The 20,001-nt window shown below is 68.3% G+C and carries 22 protein-coding genes, 1 tRNA gene and 1 pseudogene; 9 read left to right on the forward strand and 15 right to left on the reverse strand.

Annotated elements, in window-relative coordinates:
* The first annotated feature begins 17 nt into the window (after positions 1-17).
* Positions 18-614 carry an alpha-ketoglutarate-dependent dioxygenase AlkB gene (locus G6N23_RS15545; protein ID WP_179961138.1) on the forward strand — a complete coding sequence of 199 codons (597 nt, stop codon included), beginning with the start codon at positions 18-20 and terminating at the stop codon, positions 612-614.
* A 19-nt stretch (positions 615-633) separates the two neighbouring features.
* Here G6N23_RS15545 and G6N23_RS15550 read toward each other — a convergent pair whose 3' ends face one another.
* The gene (locus G6N23_RS15550; protein ID WP_085262548.1) at positions 634-1,290 is read right to left on the reverse strand and encodes a DUF5642 family protein; all 657 of its coding nucleotides are present in this window, start codon (positions 1,288-1,290) and stop codon (positions 634-636) included.
* A 42-nt stretch (positions 1,291-1,332) separates the two neighbouring features.
* Positions 1,333-2,346 (reverse strand): acetyltransferase Pat, encoded by a 1,014-nt coding sequence (locus tag G6N23_RS15555; protein ID WP_085262549.1) that lies wholly within the window; start codon positions 2,344-2,346, stop codon positions 1,333-1,335.
* A gap of 154 nt (positions 2,347-2,500) precedes the next feature.
* Between G6N23_RS15555 and gdhA the strand changes: the two genes are divergently transcribed.
* Together gdhA and G6N23_RS15565 are read left to right on the forward strand one after the other, a co-directional pair.
* Positions 2,501-3,850, forward strand: a complete 1,350-nt coding sequence (gene gdhA, locus G6N23_RS15560) for an NADP-specific glutamate dehydrogenase (RefSeq protein ID WP_085262550.1) — start codon at positions 2,501-2,503, stop codon at positions 3,848-3,850.
* Positions 3,851-3,950: 100 nt separating this feature from the next.
* On the forward strand, positions 3,951-4,280 hold the full coding sequence (locus G6N23_RS15565) for a DUF732 domain-containing protein (RefSeq protein ID WP_085262551.1): 330 nt from the start codon (positions 3,951-3,953) through the stop codon (positions 4,278-4,280).
* Here G6N23_RS15565 and G6N23_RS15570 read toward each other — a convergent pair.
* Positions 4,277-5,326, reverse strand: a complete 1,050-nt coding sequence (locus tag G6N23_RS15570) for an EcsC family protein (RefSeq protein ID WP_085262552.1) — start codon at positions 5,324-5,326, stop codon at positions 4,277-4,279. The genes G6N23_RS15565 and G6N23_RS15570 overlap by 4 nt on opposite strands.
* Before the next feature lie 75 nt (positions 5,327-5,401).
* On the opposite strand from G6N23_RS15570, the gene G6N23_RS15575 reads away from it, so the two are divergent.
* Both G6N23_RS15575 and G6N23_RS15580 read left to right on the forward strand, forming a co-directional pair.
* The gene (locus tag G6N23_RS15575) at positions 5,402-6,010 is read left to right on the forward strand and encodes a TetR/AcrR family transcriptional regulator (RefSeq protein WP_085262553.1); all 609 of its coding nucleotides are present in this window, start codon (positions 5,402-5,404) and stop codon (positions 6,008-6,010) included.
* A complete protein-coding gene (locus G6N23_RS15580) occupies positions 6,007-6,831 on the forward strand; it encodes a hypothetical protein (RefSeq protein ID WP_085262554.1) in 825 nt (274 codons plus the stop codon). Before G6N23_RS15575 ends, G6N23_RS15580 begins: the two co-directional genes overlap by 4 nt.
* Positions 6,832-6,852: 21 nt before the next feature.
* Here the strand turns inward: G6N23_RS15580 and G6N23_RS15585 are convergent, their stop codons facing one another.
* On the reverse strand, positions 6,853-8,067 hold the full coding sequence (locus tag G6N23_RS15585) for a cytochrome P450 (protein WP_085262555.1): 1,215 nt from the start codon (positions 8,065-8,067) through the stop codon (positions 6,853-6,855).
* 187 nt (positions 8,068-8,254) lie between these two features.
* On the opposite strand from G6N23_RS15585, the gene G6N23_RS15590 reads away from it, so the two are divergent.
* Positions 8,255-8,824: a TetR/AcrR family transcriptional regulator gene (locus G6N23_RS15590; RefSeq protein WP_085262556.1), complete on the forward strand. Its 570-nt coding sequence runs from the start codon at positions 8,255-8,257 to the stop codon at positions 8,822-8,824.
* A gap of 35 nt (positions 8,825-8,859) precedes the next feature.
* Here the strand turns inward: G6N23_RS15590 and G6N23_RS15595 are convergent.
* The 5 genes from G6N23_RS15595 to G6N23_RS15615 form a co-directional block, all read right to left on the reverse strand.
* Positions 8,860-8,932, reverse strand: a tRNA-Ala gene (locus tag G6N23_RS15595).
* A gap of 51 nt (positions 8,933-8,983) precedes the next feature.
* Entirely contained in the window at positions 8,984-10,078 is a 1,095-nt protein-coding gene (gene sepX, locus G6N23_RS15600; protein ID WP_085262557.1) for a divisome protein SepX/GlpR, read from the reverse strand.
* A 146-nt stretch (positions 10,079-10,224) separates the two neighbouring features.
* A complete protein-coding gene (locus tag G6N23_RS15605; RefSeq protein ID WP_085262558.1) occupies positions 10,225-10,887 on the reverse strand; it encodes a GNAT family N-acetyltransferase in 663 nt (220 codons plus the stop codon).
* A gap of 10 nt (positions 10,888-10,897) precedes the next feature.
* Positions 10,898-12,166, reverse strand: a complete 1,269-nt coding sequence (gene glp, locus G6N23_RS15610; protein ID WP_085262559.1) for a molybdotransferase-like divisome protein Glp — start codon at positions 12,164-12,166, stop codon at positions 10,898-10,900.
* Between the two features lie 57 nt (positions 12,167-12,223).
* Positions 12,224-13,135, reverse strand: coding sequence for a UTP--glucose-1-phosphate uridylyltransferase (locus G6N23_RS15615; RefSeq protein WP_085262560.1), 912 nt, complete (start codon positions 13,133-13,135; stop codon positions 12,224-12,226).
* Positions 13,136-13,212: 77 nt separating this feature from the next.
* Here G6N23_RS15615 and G6N23_RS15620 point away from each other — a divergent pair, with 77 nt between their 5' ends.
* The 3 genes from G6N23_RS15620 to G6N23_RS15630 all read left to right on the forward strand — a co-directional run bounded on the left by G6N23_RS15620 (position 13,213) and on the right by G6N23_RS15630 (position 15,005).
* On the forward strand, positions 13,213-13,890 hold the full coding sequence (locus G6N23_RS15620; protein ID WP_085262561.1) for a 5-formyltetrahydrofolate cyclo-ligase: 678 nt from the start codon (positions 13,213-13,215) through the stop codon (positions 13,888-13,890).
* A 44-nt stretch (positions 13,891-13,934) separates the two neighbouring features.
* The gene (locus G6N23_RS15625) at positions 13,935-14,294 is read left to right on the forward strand and encodes an FmdB family zinc ribbon protein (protein ID WP_085262562.1); all 360 of its coding nucleotides are present in this window, start codon (positions 13,935-13,937) and stop codon (positions 14,292-14,294) included.
* A gap of 66 nt (positions 14,295-14,360) precedes the next feature.
* Entirely contained in the window at positions 14,361-15,005 is a 645-nt protein-coding gene (locus tag G6N23_RS15630) for an SAF domain-containing protein (protein WP_085262563.1), read from the forward strand.
* A gap of 4 nt (positions 15,006-15,009) precedes the next feature.
* Here the strand turns inward: G6N23_RS15630 and G6N23_RS15635 are convergent, their stop codons facing one another.
* From G6N23_RS15635 to G6N23_RS15655, 6 genes and pseudogenes are all read right to left on the reverse strand, one after another.
* Entirely contained in the window at positions 15,010-15,468 is a 459-nt protein-coding gene (locus G6N23_RS15635) for a large conductance mechanosensitive channel protein MscL (protein ID WP_328822077.1), read from the reverse strand.
* Positions 15,469-15,547: 79 nt separating this feature from the next.
* Positions 15,548-15,670, reverse strand: a complete 123-nt coding sequence (locus G6N23_RS22435; RefSeq protein ID WP_264070215.1) for a hypothetical protein — start codon at positions 15,668-15,670, stop codon at positions 15,548-15,550.
* A complete protein-coding gene (locus G6N23_RS15640; protein ID WP_085262565.1) occupies positions 15,671-16,165 on the reverse strand; it encodes a MogA/MoaB family molybdenum cofactor biosynthesis protein in 495 nt (164 codons plus the stop codon).
* 219 nt (positions 16,166-16,384) lie between these two features.
* Positions 16,385-17,752 carry a S1C family serine protease gene (locus tag G6N23_RS15645; RefSeq protein WP_085262566.1) on the reverse strand — a complete coding sequence of 456 codons (1,368 nt, stop codon included), beginning with the start codon at positions 17,750-17,752 and terminating at the stop codon, positions 16,385-16,387.
* Positions 17,753-17,831: 79 nt separating this feature from the next.
* A pseudogene (locus G6N23_RS15650) lies at positions 17,832-19,253 on the reverse strand (ATP-binding protein); the annotation flags it as partial.
* Positions 19,253-19,945, reverse strand: coding sequence for a response regulator transcription factor (locus G6N23_RS15655; protein WP_085262568.1), 693 nt, complete (start codon positions 19,943-19,945; stop codon positions 19,253-19,255). The pseudogene G6N23_RS15650 and the gene G6N23_RS15655, both read right to left, overlap by 1 nt.
* Positions 19,946-20,001 lie beyond the last annotated feature (56 nt).

Consider the following 20,001-nt stretch of genomic DNA (forward strand, 5'->3'; position numbering starts at 1 on the left):
GCGATAAACTGGGTGTCGTGGCGGTACCGGTACAGGAGTCGCTGTTCGAGCTGAGCGAACGCCGGCAGCTGGGCGACGGCGCCTGGCTCGATGTTCGTTCCAACTGGCTGTCCGACGGCGCCGAGCTGATCGGCGAGCTGCGCTCCGTCATCCCCTGGCGGGCCGAGCGCCGCCGGATGTATGACCGGGTGCTCGACGTCCCCAGGCTGGTCAGCTTCCACGACCTGGCCGTCGAGGAGGCGCCGCACCCCGTGATCGCCCGGCTGCGCCGGCGGCTCAACGACATCTACGCCGGAGAACTCGGCGAGCCGTTCACCATGGTGGGGCTGTGCCTGTACCGCGACGGCGGCGACAGCGTGGCCTGGCACGGCGACACCCTCGGCCGCGGCGCCAACCAGGACACCATGGTCGCGATCGTCAGTGTCGGCGCCACCCGGACGTTTGCGCTGCGCCCCCGCGGAGGCGGTGTCGCGCTGCGGTTGTCGCAGCGCCACGGTGACCTGCTGGTGATGGGCGGCTCATGCCAGCGGACCTGGGAGCATTCGATCCCCAAGACGGCCACACCGACCGGCCCGCGGATCAGCATCCAGTTCCGCCCGCGCGGCGTGCGCTAATTCGCGCCGGGTCAGGACGCTAGCCGCGCACCGCGGCTACCGCGGCCACCAGCAGATCGCGGGCGCGTTCGGTGTCGACGGGCACGACGGGCGTGTCGGGTGCCACCAGCGGGTTGGCGGTCACGAGCACCTGGTACGGACCGAAATAGGCCGAGTAGTTGTAGAGCTCCCCGACGCGGGCCTTGCCGCCGGCGAGCGCCTCGACCACCCGGTGCACTCCCAGGGTCTGCACCCCGTCGATGCGCGGCGCCTCAACCGTTTCGACCAGGCCGCGCATCCGGTCCCCGGCGAATCCGATCCGGCGGCAGGATCGTCCCGGCTCGCTGAACGCGACCGGCTCGGAGGTCTCCAGGGCGATGGTGATGAAGCGGTTGCCGTTGCCTTCAGCGGCCACCGCGGCCATGTTGCCCTGCACGCCCTGCGGCAGCTGCTGGCCGACCGCGAACCTCGAACAGTCGGCGGGTTCGAACTTCAGGCCCGGGGGCAAGGTGTTGGCCGCCAGCAACTTTGGGTCAAGCCCGGTGCGCGCGATGTTCTTGACCTTGAACTCCGGACCGAAGGAGGACTTGACGTCGGCCACCTTGTCGATGTCGGCGGTCACCTCGCCGGGGCCGGAGCTGCAGGCGGCGAGCAAACCGACACCGCCGATTGCCAGCACCGCGCGAAAGTTCAACATCGCAGCCAATCTACCCAACGCGGCGGGTCTGGCCGGCGGTGGTCACCCCACGGCCTGGATCGCTTGGCGGCCAACCTCTTTGATCTGATCGGCAATATCTCTACCGAACGGCAGCTGGTCCTCACCGGGTACGTCGATCACGGTGGTGACGATGCCGGGGTCGTCGCGCTCCCAGTAAGCGCCCTGGTGATCCAGGATGGCGCGCATCGGCGCGTTCTCGGACAGCACTCGTGCGGTGAACTTCTCGATGCCCTCCAACCGGGCGATCACCGCCACCGCCCCCATCAGGTAGGTGCCGATACCCCGACCCTGGTAGCTGTCACCGACGATGAACGCGATCTCGGCGACCGTCGGGTCCTCGGTGTCCCGGACGAATCGCGCGTCGGCGACGAATGAGCCGTCCAGCTCGGTGACCACCCAGACGAAGTGATCGACGTAGTCGACCTCGAACAAGTAGTGCATGAGCGCCGGGTTCGGGGTACGGGTGGACATGAACCGGCGGTAGAGCGTCTCGCTGGAGAACTCGACATGGGCCTGGGCGGTGCGCGCACTGTCGCCGGGCAACACCGGCCGCAGCAACAGCTGCGTGCCGTCGCGGGCCCGGATCGGCACGGCGTCGATGTAGGCGGCCAGCCGTTGGCGCGCGGTGCGCACCAGCCGGTCCATCACCTCCGGGATCTGCGCCATCTCGTCGAAGGCGTGCTCATCGCCGATCCAGCCGGTCAACGGCGTCGAGGTGGTGACCGTCGCGGTGCGGCGGCCCTTGCGCAGCAGGGCGATCTCCCCGACCACCATCCCGGCCGAGACCTCGTTGACCACCACCGCTCCGTCGTCCCCGAGGTGTTTGACCTGGGCTGAGCCCGACGAGATCAGCAGGAACGACACGGCCCGCTCGCCCTGCCGCATCAGCTCGGTACCGGGCTTGGCCTGCAGCGGTTGTAGAATGGCCGCGAGCGGCCTCAGGTCGGCGTCAGTGCATCCGGCGAAGATCTCTATCGCGGCGAGTTCGGTGGTGGGCAGCGCCTCAGTCACCCGGTCTCGCCGCGACATCACCATGGATTACTCCGCCTTTGTTCGCCAATCAAGGCTAGCCGGTACGACCGGACCGGTAATGATTTACAGCGATGGAACGGACCGGATTCGGCGTTCACGGGGAAGGCGGCTAGCCTGTGCCCGCTGACAGCGACACGCGAGGAAGAGATCACCAGACATGAGTCAACTGAATCCGAAGCTGCACGACATCTATGACGAGGTGCTGCGGCGCAACCCCGGTGAGGCCGAGTTTCACCAGGCAGTCTTCGAGGTGCTCAGCAGCCTCGGTCCGGTGGTGGCCAAGCACCCCGACTACGTCGACAGCGCCGTCATCCGTCGGATGTGCGAACCGGAACGTCAGATCATCTTCCGGGTTCCGTGGCTCGACGATAACGGTAACGTGCAGATCAACCGGGGTTTCCGGGTGGAGTTCAACTCGGCTCTGGGACCGTATAAGGGCGGGCTGCGGTTTCACCCGTCGGTGTACCTCGGGATCATCAAGTTTCTCGGCTTCGAGCAGATCTTCAAGAACTCGCTGACCGGCCTGCCGATCGGCGGCGGCAAGGGCGGGTCGGACTTCGACCCCAAGGGCCGCTCGGACAACGAGATCATGCGGTTCTGTCAGTCATTCATGACCGAGCTCTACCGCCACCTGGGCGAGTACACCGACGTCCCGGCCGGTGACATCGGTGTCGGCGGCCGCGAGATCGGCTACCTGTTCGGCCAGTACAAGCGGATCACCAACCGCTACGAGTCCGGGGTGCTGACCGGCAAAGGGCTGACCTGGGGCGGTTCACAGGTCCGCACCGAGGCGACCGGCTACGGCGCGGTGTTCTTCGCCGACGAGATCCTCAAGACGGCCAAGGACTCCTTCGAGGGCAAGCGGGCCGTGGTCTCGGGTTCGGGCAACGTGGCCATCTACGCCATCGAGAAGATCCACCAGCTGGGCGGCACCGTGGTGGCCTGCTCGGACTCGTCCGGCTACATCGTCGACGAGAAGGGCATCGACCTGGAGCTGCTCAAGGAGATCAAAGAGATCAAGCGCGAGCGCATCGAGACTTACGCCAGCGCCCGCGGCGGCGCGACACAGTTCGTCAACGGCGGCTCCATCTGGGACGTGCCCTGCCAGATCGCGGTGCCATCGGCCACCCAGAACGAGCTCGACGGCAGCCACGCCGCCACGCTGGCCACCAACGGCTGCAAGATCGTCGCCGAGGGCGCCAACATGCCGTGCACCCCGGAGGCCGTCAAGCTGTTCACCGACGCCGGGGTGACGGTGGCCCCGGGCAAAGCCGCCAACGCCGGTGGTGTGGCCACCAGCGCGCTGGAGATGCAGCAGAATGCCTCGCGGGATTCGTGGAGCTTCGAGTACACCGAGCAGCGGCTGGCCGCGATCATGCAGAGCATCCACCACCGCTGCCTGGTGACCGCCGACGAATACGGCGCCCCCGGCAACTACGTGGTCGGCGCCAACATCGCCGGCTTCATCCAGGTTGCCGACGCGATGACCGCGCTCGGCCTGATTTAGTTCTCGTTGACTCTGCGTTCACGGCGGGGTGCACTCGCACTTTTCCGCCGTGAACGCAGAGTCAACGTCTTTTCGAGCCCTCCGACGTAGCATCGCCGGTATGAGTTGGATTCTGCGCACTGCCGCACTCGCCGGTGCCGCGTCCATGGCGCTGCTCGGCAGCGCGCCGGCCCACGCCGACGATGCCAGCTATATCGCCGCCCTCGACGCCAACGGCGTCTTCCGGTCCGGTCCACCGAACGCACGACTGTCGGCGGGACACCGGTTCTGCAACCAGTTGCGCAGCGGCGAAACTCCCGAACAGATCATCGCCACGTTCCCGCGCCGGCCCTCGTTCGGGGGACCCTCGATGGTCGATGACCTGACAGTCAACCTGCGCCCGGTGATCGACATCGCCCAGCACGAACTGTGCCCTGAAACCCTGACCTAGTCGGTAACGCCCTCGGCGCCCCCGGGTTCCGAACCGAGCTCCGCATCGAGCACCTCATCGATCAACGGGATGTCGATGACACCGTCCGCCACCACCACCGGCGCCCACTGACCGGCGTCCAGGTCATGTTTCTCGGTGAGAAAACGTAGCCGATAGGCCTGCTGGGACCGCTCGAACGTCCGATGGGCGATGCGGGCGTTGAGCCCGCCGTTGACGACCGCACCCAAGATCGGAACCGCCTGCGCCAGTTTCCGTTTCGTGAGCCTAAATCCCAATGCCGTGAACATTTGCTGCACCACGCTGGCCGTCTGGTGTTGCCGGAGCTGCCGCCAGGTCGCACGGCGCATCATCTGCTGGGTCAACCGCGAGAGCGACGACAGCGCCGCGGCCTTCTCCGCGGAGTTGCCGGCGGCCGAATAGGCGATCACGCCGGAGGCGAAGGCCTGCTCGCCCGGCTCGCGGACGTCGTAACCGTAGTGCGCGGCAACCAGTGCCACGATGCGACCCATCCCGACCATCACGGCGGTCACGTCGGCGACCACCGCCGAGGCCGCGACCGGCAGTGTGGTTCCGCCGGTGACCGTGCTCGACACCGTCGCGCCCGTCACCGCCAGCGACGACGCCGCGCCTTCGGCCACCGCCAGCGCGATGTAGCGCTCCTTGCGGCGCGGCACCGAACAGTCGCAGTGTCTCAAGTCGAGTTCTTTCATCTCGTCGTAGGACGCCACCGCCACGCCCTCATCGGCGAACATCGCAAACACGTCGGCCGGCTTCACCGAATTGAGTCCCCGCTCGACCAGGACGACATACAGGGTCTCCATGGCCTTGGCGGTCATGTCGTCGAGCGCGCCGATAGCGGCGCTGGCGCCCGGGATCTGCTCGACCGTGGAGCGGGCTTGGGCGGCCACCGCTTTGGCCCGTCCGGTGATGCCCTGGCTCAGGCTTTCGAACCGGCCGGATCGCTCGGCGCCGGTGGCCGCGTCAAGCAGCGCTTCCCAGGCCTTGCGCTCGTACTCGGACATGCCGGTCGGGACGATATCGGCCACGACCGCAGCCTACCGACGAGAATTCGCTGACGACTGTCATTGACGATCGTCAGCAAAAGGGCGTACGGTGCGTGCATGCAGCCGCTGGGTGAACTGACCTCTCCGCCATCGGGCGCCGGGGGCATTCGGGAGGCTCGGCGACTCGAAACCCGCGCGCGACTTTTCGACGCCGCGCTGACCGAGATCGCCCAGCACGGGCTGGCCGGCGCCGACGTCAGCGCCATCGCCGCAGCGGCAGGGGTGGTGCGGGGAACGTTCTACTTCCACTTCCCCACCAAGGAACACGTCCTCATCGAACTCGAGCGCAACGAGGAGACCCGGATCGTCGATGAACTCGGCGCGGCCGACGGCGATTTGACCTCGGTGCTCTCACAGGTGGTGAACCACGTGCTCAGCGCCAAACGTCGCTTGGGAACCGTGGTTCTCCGAGACATGCTCGGGCTGCATTTCACCTCGTCTCGTCCCGTCGAAGACGAATTGGCCCAGCACCCGGTCGCGGAGTTCCTGGTGGGCGTGATCGGCCGAGCGCAGGACTGCGGGCAGGTGTCCTCGGAGCTCGATGGGGGCGAACTCGCAACATTTTTCCTCTCCGGCCTGTTTGCGTTGTTGGCCACCGGAGCGCACGATGCAGCACTTCTAAACCGTTACGTCACAACGATTGTCAAGGGAATGGAGAGCCGATGAATCACTCCGGCATCGAGGGCTACCGGGAATTCCTGGCCAGACGGGATGGCGAAGCGGACCTGCTGAACCGGCGGTTGGCCAACCGAGAACTGTTCTTCGACGAGCTTGAAGCGAACCCGGTCCGGTCCGCTCAACCCGCCGACCGGGCGACCTTCCTTCGCAACCTGCGCCGCCGGCGACCCGAGCCCGGCCTGGACCGCAAAATGCTGTTCTTGCTGGCAACCGCCAAACTCAATCAGGCGGAGCGGTTCGGCGTCGGACTGGGCGAGACCTACGGGCGCAACAGCGACGAGAGTTTGCCTCCCGAGAACGTCTACCTCGAACTCGAGGAGCACTACCACACCCGCCTGTTGGCCTACGCCCTCGACGTATTCGATCTGACATTCCAGGTCGTGCCCCCGCCGCTGGTCATGCGGCAGTTCGTCAAGACCGGTGTATTTCTCCCCGCGCGAATCGGCTTCACGTTCGTCGGAGCCGCAGAGATGGTGGGCTGCATCATGTTCGACGAACTGCGGCGCGTCGGTATCGAGCTGTTCGCCGATGAACCCGAAGTCGCAGAACGAATCAACCTGCTCTACAGCGAGATTCTCACCGACGAGGTCGGACATGTCGGCTACTGCGCATCGCGCTGCACCTCGATCGAGCGGGCGATCATGCGCCGGCTCTACCCGCTGATCGGGCGACTGGTCGCGCGGCAGACCGCCGAGATCAGCCTCCTGATCGACCCGAAGGCCCTGCGCGCACGGCTGAACCGACCGTTCGACGTGCGGGAACTCACTGATGGGCTAGACAACGAGACGTATCTCATCAGGCACCCGTAGGGAATTCAGTCCGTTGGCGAGTCAGCGGAGGTCCAGCTCCAGCCGTTCGAGCCGACGCACCAAGATGCTGGGCTGCCACTGGCCGACCGTGGCCGCGTCGATCCAGGTGGTCTCTTCGAGCAGCGTGCGCAGGACGATCTGAGCCTCCAGGCGGGCCAGCGGGGTGCCTACGCAGAAGTGCGCGCCCTTGCCGAAGGCCACATGTCCCCTCCCGGCGCTGCGGTCGAGCCGGAACTCGTCGGGGGTCTCGAAGTGCTCGGGATCGCGATTGGCCGCGCCCCAGACCAACAGCAGGCGCGAATCAGCGGGCACCTCGACGCCGGCGAGGGTGGTGTCTTTGACCACGTGGCGATAGTGGCCGCGAAACGGCGACTCATAGCGCAGGGTCTCCTCGATGAACGCACCCAGCAGTTCGGGGCGGGTTCGGAGTTGCTGCTGCACGTCGGGGCGCGTGGCCAGAATCCAGGCGGCGCTGCCGAGTAGCGAGGCGGTGGATTCACCGGCTGCGCTGAACAAGGTGAGCATGATCGCCAGCGCCGGAAGCTGTTCCAACTCGCCGGATTTGGTGCGCGCGGCAAGGTCGCCGATCAGGCCCGGTTGGGGGTCTTCGGTGGCCTTCTCGAAGTGCTCGAGAACGTAACCGGACAGCTGCATGGCCGCGACGCCGGCGGCGGAGAGCTGATCCTCGCTGACGATTCCGTCGAGCAGGGTGGTGGTCGCATATCCCAGCCGGATCAGCTCGTCGACGTCGTCGTCGGGGAGCCCGAGCAGGCGAGCGACCACCATCATGGGCAGCCGGTTGGCCATGGCGCTCATCCATTCGATGCGCCCGTCACCGCTGGCCTCGAACCAGAGCCGCTTCGCGGTGGCCTCGGCGAACTCCTCGATCACCCGCACCCGCTTCGCGGAAAGATGCGGCAGCAGCAACTTCCGGTGCTGTGCGTGCAGCGGATCGTCCGCGGTGGCCAGTACCTGCATCGGCCCACCAAGCTGGCCCATCTCGAAGGGCGTCACGGTCCCGTCGTCGTGATACACCATCGTCGCGGTCAGGTTCGACGAGAAGTCCTCGACGCGGCTGACGGCTTCCACCACGGCGTCCCAGCCGCACACCGCGTAGAACACCGACTCACCGATCCGATTCACCCCGCCGCGGCGGCGCATCACGTCATAGAGCGGGTAGGGGTCCTGGATTGCGGCGCTGCCGAAGAAGTCGGTCGCGTTCACCACGGCACACATAGCCCAAGGCTGTACGGGCCCGTGAGCTGCGTCAACAGCTTGCGCGGAACCTGCAAGGCGGGCGCGGTGACGCTACGGACCAACGTTCTCAGCCGCCGCGCCGACCAGCACCACCTCTGAGAGAAATACCGAAATCATTCTCACGGTGATAAATCCCTGTCATGATTTCGCCGGGAGGAAGTGTGCGATGGCCGTGGCAAACGACTGGCTGATCGGTCGGGATCGACGCAGTGCCGGCGCCGAGCGGATTTACACAGCAGCCGCCGACCTGATGTCGCGTCGCGGCTACGACGGCTTCAGCATCGACGCGCTGGCGGCCATCGTTCACTGTTCGCCGGCGACCATCTACCGTCATGTCGGAGGCAAAGCCGCGATCCGGGATGCCGTGCTGAGCAGGCAGGCCGAACGCATCCTCGACTCGGTGCGCGACGCCATCACCGGGTTGACGGGTTCGGAGCGCATCGTCACCGCCACCACCGTCGCCTTGCAGCGCATGCGAGCCGACCCGCTCGCTAAGATCATGAGCTCCATGACCGGCCCGCCGGGTACCGGGTGGCTGACCGACTCTCCCGTCGTCGCCCGCTTCGCCGGTGAGATGGTCGGCGCCGACAATCCCGACCCGCTGGCCGCGCAGTGGCTGATCCGCGTGTTTCTGGCGCTCTGGTACTGGCCCCTCAAGGATGGCGACGCCGAAAAGGCTGCGGTACGACGTTTCCTCGGCCCGCCCTACGATCGGGACCCGGCCTCGGCAGGCTGACGATCACGGAACAGTCCTGACCTGCCCAAACTCTGTGGAGCTAAGGGGAATCGAACCCCTGACCTTCTCGATGCGAACGAGACGCGCTACCAACTGCGCTATAGCCCCTTGACCGGTAGCAGGCTACCAGCCCCCGGCCGGTCCCCTGAAACCGAGACGCTATTGACCCGACGCCCGCGGCAGGTCCCCACCCCAGGCGTACCCGCGCGCGGTCGCCGCGTACTCCAGGTGCTCGAAGACCGGGTCCTCATCGTCGATCTCCAGCACCGCGACGCCGGGGCGACGCAGCCGCGACGGCACCACCTCGAACGCCTCGGCACCGACATTCTCCCGGCGGGCACGCGGCCGGTCGGCCCGCCGCGCTCGCCGCGCCCGCACCTGCTGCTCGATGCGGGTCTGCCGCCGCAGGTAGGCCAGATAGAGCACCGTCGCGCCGGCCGCCCCGCCGCAGATCCACCACGCGGTCGGCGCCACGGTGAACGCGGTGAGCGCCGAGAACACCAGCACCACCGCCAGCGACATCAGCACCCGCTTGCGGAACTCGTATTTGCGGGCGCTGACGGCGGCGGCCGTCTGGGTGTCGTAGCGCCGCGGACGCGCCGCCGCCGGCGCCGGCGAGTCGGCTTCGGCCTCCAAACCTGAACTGTCCTCGACGTATTCGTACTCGTAGCCGTCGGATTCGGCTTCCGGTTCGGACTCGGCTTCGGCTTCGGCTTCGGCCTGCGCCTGAGCTTCGGCTTCGGCCTGCGCCTGAGCCTCGGCTTCGGCCTGCGCCTGAGCCTCGGCTTCGGCTTGCGCCTGGGCTTCGGCCTGCGCCTGAGCGCGGGCCTGAGCTTCGGCCTCGGCAGCCAAACCCGCCTCCGACAGCGGTAACACGTCGGAATCGTCGGCGACGACTTCGACGTCCAGGACGTCGAGGTAGTCGAGTTCGCCCTGTTCGCCGGCGGTGGCGGCGAACACCCGCGAGCCACCCCCGGCCGGTTCGGCGGGCTCGTCTTCGTCGATGTCCTCGACGTCGTCGAGGTCGGTGTCGGCGGCGCTGCGCTGCCAGTCGGGGTCGCTGCGATGACCGGCGGCCGGGCCGCCGCGCTTGAGCAGCCGGGCGCTGGCCCCGCTGGTCAGCACACGGGTCGCCAGCGCCACGTCACTGGTGCGACGCACCGCGTCGCGCTTGCTGACCAGCATCGGCACCAGTACGAACAGCCAGAGGACGACCAGTGAGATCCAGAGCAATGATTGCGGGATGCTGGGCATGGTGGCCTGCTCCTTTCCCAGCCAAGGCTAGGTCTTCTGACCCACACGACCTCGGTTGGCGCGCCGAGCCAATTACACAGTTGTAATTTACTCGCTGACCTCGATAGTCACAACTATCACACGGGCAACACGGCGGCCTATCTCGGTCAGGCCCATGCGGCCCGACCCGACCGCACCAGTGCCGAGGTCACCGATCCGGCCGCCTCCTCGACCGTTATCGCCACCAGCAGGTGGTCCCGCCACGCGCCGTCGACGTCCAGATAGCGCCGCAGCAGACCCTCCTGACGAAAGCCGACCTTCGTCAACACGGCCCGGCTGGCCCCGTTCTCCGGCCGGACGGTGGCCTCCACCCGGTGCAGTCCCACCGGCCCGAAACAGTGGTCGAGACCGAGCGCCACCGCGCCGGTCGCCACGCCCCCGCCCGCCGCCGAACTGGACACCCAGTAGCCGATCCAGGCCGACCTCAGCGCACCGTGGGCGATGTTGCCGACCGTGAGCTGGCCGCAGAATCGGCCGTCGAGCTCGATCACGAACGGCAGCATCCGCCCGTACCGGGCCTCCGTGCGCAGGCTCGAGCACACCGGCGGCCAGGCGGCCGAACTGTGCCGGGTAATCCAGTCCGCTTCGACGCTGGGCTCCCAGGGTTCCAGGTGGGCCCGGTCGGCCAACCGGATCCGGCTCCAGGCCACGCCGTCGCGCATCCGCACCGGCCGCAGCCGCAGCACCCCGGCGGCGACCCGCAGCGGCCCGAGCACCGTGGGCCATCCGGGGTGCTGGACGGCCTTGAAGGGCCACAGGTTGACCAGCATGTCCTCGGACTCAGCCCCGTTGCGCCAGAAAAGCGACGTCCACCAGCTCGCCGGCGGCGATCTGCTCGACCTCCTCGGGGACCACCACCAGGCAGTTCGCCTCAGCCAGGGTCGCCAGCAGGTGCGACGAGGTGCCCCCGGTCGCCCCGAGCACCTGCACCAGGTACTCGTCGGTTCCCTCATCACGCATCAGCTGGCCCCGCAGATAGCCCTTGCGCCCGGGCATCGAACTGATCGGCCCGAGCGTTCGGGCCCGCACCATCCGGCGCATCGGCTCGCGCTTGCCCAGCGACAACCGGATCAGCGGACGGATCATCACCTCGAACACCACCAGCGCACTGACCGGGCTGGTCGGCAACAGGAATGTCGGAACCCCTTCCGGCCCGAGCTGGCCGAAACCCTGCACCGAACCGGGGTGCATCGCGATCCGGGCGACTTCCATCTCGCCGAGGTCCGACAGCGCCGCACGCACCTCCTCGGCCGCCGCACCGCCCACCCCTCCGGCGATCACCACCACCTCGGCGCGGTTGAGCTGTCCCTCGACCACCTCGCGCAGCTTCTTGGGTTCGCTGCTGACGATGCCGACCCGGTTCACCTCGGCCCCCGCATCACGGCCTGCGGCGGCCAGCGCGTAGGAGTCCACGTCGTAGACCTGCCCGTTGCCGGGGGTGCGGGTGACGTCGACCAATTCGCCGCCCACCGCCATGACCGACAACCGGGGCCGCGGATGGACCAGGACCCGGTCCCGGCCGACCGCGGCCAGCAGACCCACCTGGGCGGCGCCGACGACAGTGCCGGCGCGGACGGCGACATCGCCGGGCTGCACGTCGTCGCCGACGCGGCGCACGTAGTCGCCCGGGCGCACCCCGCGCAGCACCCGGACCCGCGAATTGCCGCCGTCGGTCCAGCGCAGCGGAAGCACCGCGTCGGCCAGGGTGGGCATCGGAGCCCCGGTCTGGATCCGGGTCGCCAGTTTGGGTTGCAGCCGGGTGGGCGTGCGCGCCCCGGCTTCGATGGTGCCCAACACCGGAAGGGTCACCGCGGCAGCATCGCGCTCGGCCGCATCGGAGCTGTCACCGATCGCATCGGCACCCAGGACGTCGACGCTGCGCACCGCGTAACCGTCGATGGCCGCCTGATCGAAGGCGGGCATCGGCCGCTCGGCGATCACCTCTTCGGCACACATCAGGCCCTGCGCCTCGGCGATCGCCACCCGGACCGGACGCGGCGCCACCGCGGCAGCCGAAACCCGAGCCTGCTGCTCCTCAACCGAACGCACGGTGCGCCTTTCTCAAAGCCTCGCTCCGATTCCGGGCCGGCTCGAACTGACTTTGCCTCAGGTCTCCGCCAAGCCCAGCCGCGCCACCAGCCACCGGCGCAGGTCCTGACCGTAGTCATCACGATCCAAGGCAAAGTCAACCGCAGCTTTGAGGTAGCCGCCCGGATTTCCCAGGTCGTGTCGCGATCCGCGGTGCACGACCACGTGAACCGGGTGGCCCTCGGCGATCATCAGCGCGATGGCGTCGGTGAGCTGCACCTCGCCGCCGGCGCCGCGGTCGATCCGCCGCAACGCGTCGAACACGGCCCGGTCCAGCACATAGCGGCCCGCGGCGGCGTACATCGACGGCGCGTCGGCGGCCTTGGGCTTCTCGACCATCCCCTTGACCCGCAGCACGTCGGGGTTGTCACCACCGGGGACGGGCTCGACGTCGAAAACGCCGTAGGCGCTGACCTCTTCGGGGCTGACCTCGATCGCGCACAGCACGGTGCCGCCCCACCTGGCCCGCACCGCCGACATCGTCTCCAACACCCCGGTGGGCAACACCAGGTCGTCGGGAAGCAGCACGGCGACGGCGTCTTCGTCGGCGGACAGGGTGGGTTCCACGCAACTGATGGCGTGGCCCAGCCCCAACGGCTCGGCCTGCACCACCGACTCCACCTTGATCAACTGCGGGGCCCGGCGCACCTTTGCCAGCATGGCCTTCTTGCCACGTGCCTCCAGCGTGCCTTCCAGCACCAGGTCTTCGACGAAGTGCGCGACAACGCCGTCCTTGCCCTCGGAGGTGATGATCACCAGCCGCTCGGCCCCGGCCTCGGCCGCCTCGGCGGCGACCAGCTCGATGCCGGGGGTGTCGACGACGGGCAGCAACTCCTTGGGCACCGTCTTGGTCGCCGGTAGAAACCGGGTACCCAGACCGGCCGCGGGCACAATGGCAGTACGCGGAATCGGAACCTTCGGCGTGGGCATTGTTCACACGATAACCGCAATCAACTCCATCTCCTCCCCCTGGCGGTGGGCGAGCCGGTGCTGACAGGCTGAACGGCGTGACCGACAACTCGGCGGTGGCCACCAAGTCCGCGATCCGCGCGCGAGTCCTCGAAGCCCGCCGTGCGGTTCCGCCTCACCTGCACGACGCCGAAGCCCGCGCGCTGGCCGGCCACCTGGAACAGCTGGCGGGCAGCGCCCGCACGGTCTGCGCCTACCTGCCGGTGGGCGATGAGCCCGGTTCGGCCGCCATGCTCGACGGCCTGACCCGGCGCGGGATCCGGGTGCTGCTGCCGGTGGTGCGCACCGGGGACGACGGCACGCCCCTGGCGCTGCTGTGGGGCGACTATCGGCCCGACACCCTGGTTTCCGCCCGGTTCGGGCTGCTCGAACCGGCGCAGCCGTGGCTGCCCGCGGAGACGCTGGCGGAGGCGGATCTGGTCCTGGTCCCGGCACTGGCCCTCGACCGCCGGGGCGTGCGACTGGGCCGCGGTGCGGGCTTCTACGACCGCTCCCTGCTGCTGCGCCGGCCGCGGACCCCGCTGGTGGCGGTCGTGCGCGACGAGGAACTGCTCCCCGACCGCCTGGAACTGCCCGCCGAACCGCACGACGTGCCGATGACCCACGCCCTGACCCCCGGACTCGGGCTGGTGCCCCTGGCCGGAAGCCCCGACGGCCCCGGAACGGCCCGCAATGGCCCGGAATGCTCAATGCCAAATAGCGGTTCTAGCACTTAGCACGGTAGAGTGCTAACCCGATCGTTCGATTCACGGAGGTTCGCGTGCCCACCTATAGCTACGCCTGCACCGAGTGCAGCAACCGCTTCGATGTGGTCCAGGCCTTTACCGACGACGCGTTGACCACCTGCGAGGAGTGCAACGGTCGCCTCCGCAAGATCTTCGGCAAGGTCGGCGTCGTGTTCAAGGGCAGCGGTTTCTACCGCACCGACAGCCGGGATGCGGGCAAGACCTCGACGAACGGCGGCGGCTCCGCCAAGTCCACGGCATCGGATTCGGGGTCCGGCGGTTCCGGCGATGGTGGCACCAAGTCGGCCGACAAGTCCTCGGCGGACAGCGGCACCAAGTCCGCCGACAAGCCCAAGACCGGCGCGGCATCCACGCCTGCTGCCGCCTCGGCTTAACGCGTTATCCACAGGTCGGCACCCGGGCCGGCCATCCCGGGCGGGCCGGCCGTTTAGCGTGACGGCATGGGCGAGTCGCTCAACCCGACATTGATCTCGCGTGTCTCGCAGGCGCTGCGTCCGGACTGGATGCGCACGGTACGCGCACGGCGGGTTGCCGCCGGCGCCCTCGTGGTGTTGGCCGGCCTCGCAGCGATCCGCCCCGATCCGCACGGCGAACGGGTCGAGGTGGTGGTGACCAGTCGCGACCTGCCCCCCGGCGCGGCGTTGACCGCCGATGACGTTTCGCTTGAAAGTCGTCCCGCGCGAACGGTTCCCGACGGTGTCGCCACCGACCTGTCGTCGGTGTTGCACACCACGTTGGCCGGACCGGCGCGCCGCGGCGAGGTACTCACCGATGTCCGTCTACTGGGCAGCCGGCTCACCGAAGCGGCCGCCGGTCCGGACGCCCGCATCGTGGGCGTGCACCCGGCCGACGCCGCACTGGTCGACCTGGTGCGCCCCGGTGACGTCGTCGACGTCGTGACGGCCGACGACGCAGCCGACCCACCGGGCGCACCCAGGGTGGTGGCGTCCGGTGGGATCGTGGTGCTGGTGTCGGACAAGCAGAATCACGACGATCGGGTGGTGCTGGTGGCGTTGCCGGCGACCGCCGCTGTGGCGGTGGCCGGTGCCACATTGGCTCAGTCGGTGACGCTCACGCTGCGCTGAATCGTCACGCCGCGGCGGCCGGTTGCGAGCTGGCGCAGAACTTGCACTTGGTCGCTTCGGCGGCGATTTCGGACACGCATTCCGGGCAGGTCTTGGTGGGCGGCGCGTCGCCGAACACCGTCTTCCCGCGCCGCTTTTGAATGTGCTTGTAGGGCAACACGATAAACAAATAGACGGTCGCCATGAACACGATGAAGTAGACGATCGCCGAGATGAACGCACCGAGGTCGATGAAGGTCGCCTCGTTGCCCTCCGCCCCCAGTTGGTAACCCAGCCCCAGTCCGGCGGTGTCCGGCTGGGCAGCCGAGACCAGCGGGTTGATAACGCTGTCGGTGAAGGCTTTGACCAGGTTGGAAAACGCCAGCGCCACCACCAGACCGATGGCGACGGTGATGACGTCGTCGCGCATCAGAAAATTCTTGAACCCTTTGAACACCGGTGCACCCCTTCCGCCCGGAACCACTGCGGACAGCCCTGCACTGCCCAAGCGAACCGTAATGGCCGCCGGCGCGTCGGCGCGGGTGATTGGGCGAAGTCGGATCTCAACCGTGATGTGGCGGGATGTTGTCCCGCAGCCACCGCTCCCGCTCCTCGATCTCCCGGGCGTCGTCCGGATCGCGCTCGTCGGAGGACTCCTGGTGTTCGCCGAGGCCGGGCGTGGACACCTAGATCTCCAGGCTGGACAGCTGGCCGATGATCGTCGCCGCCAGCGGGTTCAGCGTCGCCATCCCGTCGCGCACGGCGGCCCGGGAACCGGCCAGATTGACCACCAGGGTGCTGCCCGAGACCCCGGCCAGGCCCCGCGACAGTGCGGCGTCGGAAACCCCGGCGGCCAGGCCGGATGCCCGCAGCGCCTCGGAGATGCCGAGGATTTCGCGGTCCAGGATGTCGCGGGTGGCCTCCGGGGCGACGTCGCGCGGGGTGACCCCGGTGCCGCCGACCGACACGACCAGGTCGACTCCCCCGATCACCGCCGTGTTCAGCGCATTGCGGATCTCGACCTCGTCGGCGGCGACGGCGACCACACCGTCGACCATGAACCCGCCTTCGGCGAGCAGTTCGGTGACCAACGGACCGTTGTGGTCCTCATCGCCGTGCGCGGTGCGGTCGTCGACGACGACGACGAGCGCGCGGCCGGCGAGTTCTGAGGTCTGTTCCATGGGTGCAACCGTATATCGCGGAATCCACCGGCGGTTCAGCGAGGCTCGACGAAGGAGAGCCGAAGCTGGGACCGCCGCACCAGCCGAGCGGTTCAGCGAGGCTCGACGAAGGAGAGCCGAAGCTGGGACCGCCGCATCAGCCGAGCGGTTCAGCGAGGCTCGACGAAGGAGAGCCGAAGCTGGGGCCGCCGCAACGGACCGGCCGGCCCGCGAGTCAAGTCACTGCTGGGCTCTACCCAGGGTGACCTGCACCGTCTTGGAGGCGCCGCCGGCATCCAGGTAGGTCAGCGTCACCTGGTCGCCGGGGGCCTTGGAGCGCACCGCGGCCACCAGCGCGTCGGCACTGCCGATCGGGCGCTTGTCGAACGCGGTCACCGTCACGCCTTCGGGCAGACCGGCCTTGGACGCCGCCTCCCCCGGCACCACCTCGACCACCTTCGCGCCGTGCAGGCTGCGCTCGCTGCTGACCCGCACCCCCAGCGAGGCGTGCGACGCCGTGTGATCCGGCGAGTTGATGAGTTCGTCGGCGATCCGCTTGGCCTGGTCCACCGGAATCGCGAAGCCCAGTCCGATGGACCCGCTCTGGGCCTCGGCGGAGTCCCCGCCCATCGTCGCGATCGCCGAGTTGATCCCCACCAGGTCGCCGTTCATGTTGACCAGCGCCCCACCGGAGTTGCCCGGGTTGATGGCGGCATCGGTCTGGATCGCGTCCAGCACGGTGTTCTGGTTGCCCGCCTCACCGCTGGTGGAAACGGGCCGGTTGAGCGCGCTGACGATGCCGGTCGTCACCGTGCCCTCCAGGCCCAGCGGCGACCCGACGGCCACCACGTGCTGCCCCACCCGCAAATCCGCCGAGGAACCGAGGGTGATCGGGGTCAGATCGGAAACGCCCTGCACGCGCACCACGGCGATGTCGCTAGCCGGATCGGTGCCCACCACGCTGAACGATGCGGTGCGTCCGTCGAAGAACGTCACCGTAGTCCTCGGCGGCGCCTTGGAGGTCGCATCAGCCTTGGCCGCGGCGGCCACCACGTGGTTGTTGGTCAGGATCATTCCGTCGGCCGACAAGATGATGCCCGAGCCCTCCTCGGACTGGCGGCCCAAATCGGTCTCCAGCATCACGACGCTGGGCACCACCTTCGCCGCGACCTTCTCGACCGAACCGTCGGGCAGGGTCACCGCGGCGGGCACACCCGGCGACTGGAGGCTGGTGTGGCTGCCCCCGGCGACGGTTTTGTGGTCTGAGTGCAGGGCCGAGCCCACCACGCCGCCCATCACGCCCGACAGCGCCGCGATGGCGACGGCACCGAGCACCAGCGCGCCCGAGCGCGGGCGTCTCGAGGGGACGCCCGGACCCGGGATCGGCTGCCGGCCGTAGGAGCCGTCATAGACCGAGCGGTAGGCCGGCTGCTGGGCCTGCTGGCCCGGCGACTGGGCGTAGCGCCAGTCGTACGACTGCGAGTACGGGCCCTGCGCGCCCCGGCCCGGATAGCCGGCCGGCCCACGCTGCTCCGCCGCTGACGCGCCCGTCGGATCGGACCGATGCGGCTGCTGACGCGGCGGGGGATACCCCGGGTGGTTCATCATGTCGTTGCCTGCTCCTAGGGACGCGAAGTTGCCTCAACCACCATGCCTACGTGGACTGAGAACCGCCTGTGACAGCCGTGGCCGGCATCTTGCCCGCTGAGGTGGGTCCACCGGGCAACACCATCCGGATCGTCGTTCCCGGCGGCTGGCCCCCGGGGACGGTGTCTTCGACGGTGATCGCGCCATCGTGCTTGAGCACCACCTGTTTGACGATCGCCAGCCCCAGGCCGGACCCGGGCATCGCGCGGGCCTGATCGGAGCGAAAGAAGCGTTCGAACACCAACTCACGCTCATTCTCGGGAATGCCCGGACCTTGGTCGGAGACCACCAGCTCGACGTGCGTCGGGTCGATCTGACGCATCCGCAAACCCACGATTCCGCCGGATGGGCTCCACTTGGCGGCGTTGTCGAGCATGTTGAGCACCGCCCGCGACAAGCCCGCGGCATCGCCGTACACGTGCCAGGGGATCACCTGGATGTCGAACTCGATGTCGTTGCGGCGCCGCCGTACTCGCTCCATGCTGCGGTCGACGACCTCGGTGATGTCGACCTGCTCGAACGCGGCCTCGCGCCGGTCATCGCGGGTGAGGTCCACCAAATCGCCTACCAGCGTGGACAATTCCTCGATCTGACCGATTGCGTCAGCGCGCAGATCGGCCATCTCCTCGTCGGGCAGCTGCGGGGCGCCGGGCGCGGCGGACGCCATCAGCAGTTCGACGTTGGTGCGTAACGAAGTCAGCGGGGTCTTCAGTTCGTGACCGGCGTCGGCGACCAGCCGCGCCTGCCGTTCTCGCGACTCGGCCAGCGCTCGCAACATCGCGTTGAACGCCTCGGTGAGCCGGGCCAATTCGTCGCTGCCGTAGACCGGGATAGGCCGCAGGTCATCGGTGCGCGCCACCCGTTCGGCCGCCTCGGTCAGCCGGCCCACCGGCCGCAGCCCGGTCCGGGTGACCATGCCGCCGGCCACCGCGGCCACCACGACACCCACGCCGCCGACGACCAGCAGCACCCAGCGCAGCTTCATCGTCACCGCCCGGGTGGGCGCCAAGCTCTTGGAGATCAGCAGCGTGCTGCCGTTGGGCAGGTGCACGGCCAGCACCCGCTGACCGGCCGCGGTCCGCCGCGACAGGAACAGCTCGCCACGGATGACGGCCTTCTCCTGCGGACCGACCGGCAATCGCTGGCCGGGCTGGTTGGCCGTGTAGATCGACCGCCCGGGATTGACCAGCATGGCGTTGACGTCGGAGTAGGCGGTGCCCTCGATCGCCTTGCGGGGATCGGCGGCCAGCGAGCCGCTGGCGATCAGCATCTCGGTGCGGCTCTGCAGCTGATTGTCGATGTCGTTGTACAGCGCCGCCGAGATCACCGCGTAGACGGCCACGGCCATCAGCACCACCACCAGCGCGACCATCGACATCGCCAGCAGCATCACCCGCCAGCGCAGCGACAGGGAGGTGTTCTGCGCCGAAGCGCCGTCCTGTCGCCGGTGGAAAAATTGCATCAGGGTGGTGTCTCGCGAAGCACGTAACCCACCCCGCGAACGGTGTAGATCAGCCGCGGCTCGCCTTCGGCTTCAGTCTTGCGACGGAGATACCCGATGTAGACCTCCAGCGCGTTGCCCGAGGTGGGGAAGTCAAAGCCCCACACCTCCTCCAGGATGCGGCTGCGGGTGAGCACCCGGCGCGGGTTGGCGATCAACATCTCCAGCAACGCGAACTCGGTGCGGGTCAGGCTGATCTGCCGGTCGCCGCGGGTGACCTCGCGGGTCACCGGGTCCAGCGTGAGGTCCTCGAAGGACATCGCCACCGACTCGGACAGGTCCTCGGCGGTGGTGCGGCGCAGCAACGCGCGCATCCGCGCCAGCAGTTCCTCCAGCGCGAACGGCTTGGGCAGATAGTCGTCGGCGCCGGCGTCCAGGCCGGCGACCCGCTCGGAGACCGAGTCGCGGGCGGTCAGCACCAGGATCGGCAGGTCGTCACCGGTGCTGCGCAGCTGGCGACAGACTTCCAGGCCGTCCAGGCGCGGCATCATGACATCCAGAATCATCGCGTCCGGCCGGTCACTGGTGATCGCCTCGAGCGCCTCGACGCCGTCGGTAGCCAATGAGACGGCGTAACCATTGAACGACAGCGATCTGCGCAGCGACTCGCGCACCGCGCGGTCATCATCAACAACCAGTACCCGGGTAGCCATAACTGCTATCCAATCATTGATGAACGATCTGGTGGGTAAAGCACCGCTCGTGTCGG

This window comes from Mycolicibacter terrae (assembly GCF_010727125.1).
In the GTDB taxonomy this organism is placed as follows: Bacteria; Actinomycetota; Actinomycetes; order Mycobacteriales; family Mycobacteriaceae; genus Mycobacterium; species Mycobacterium terrae.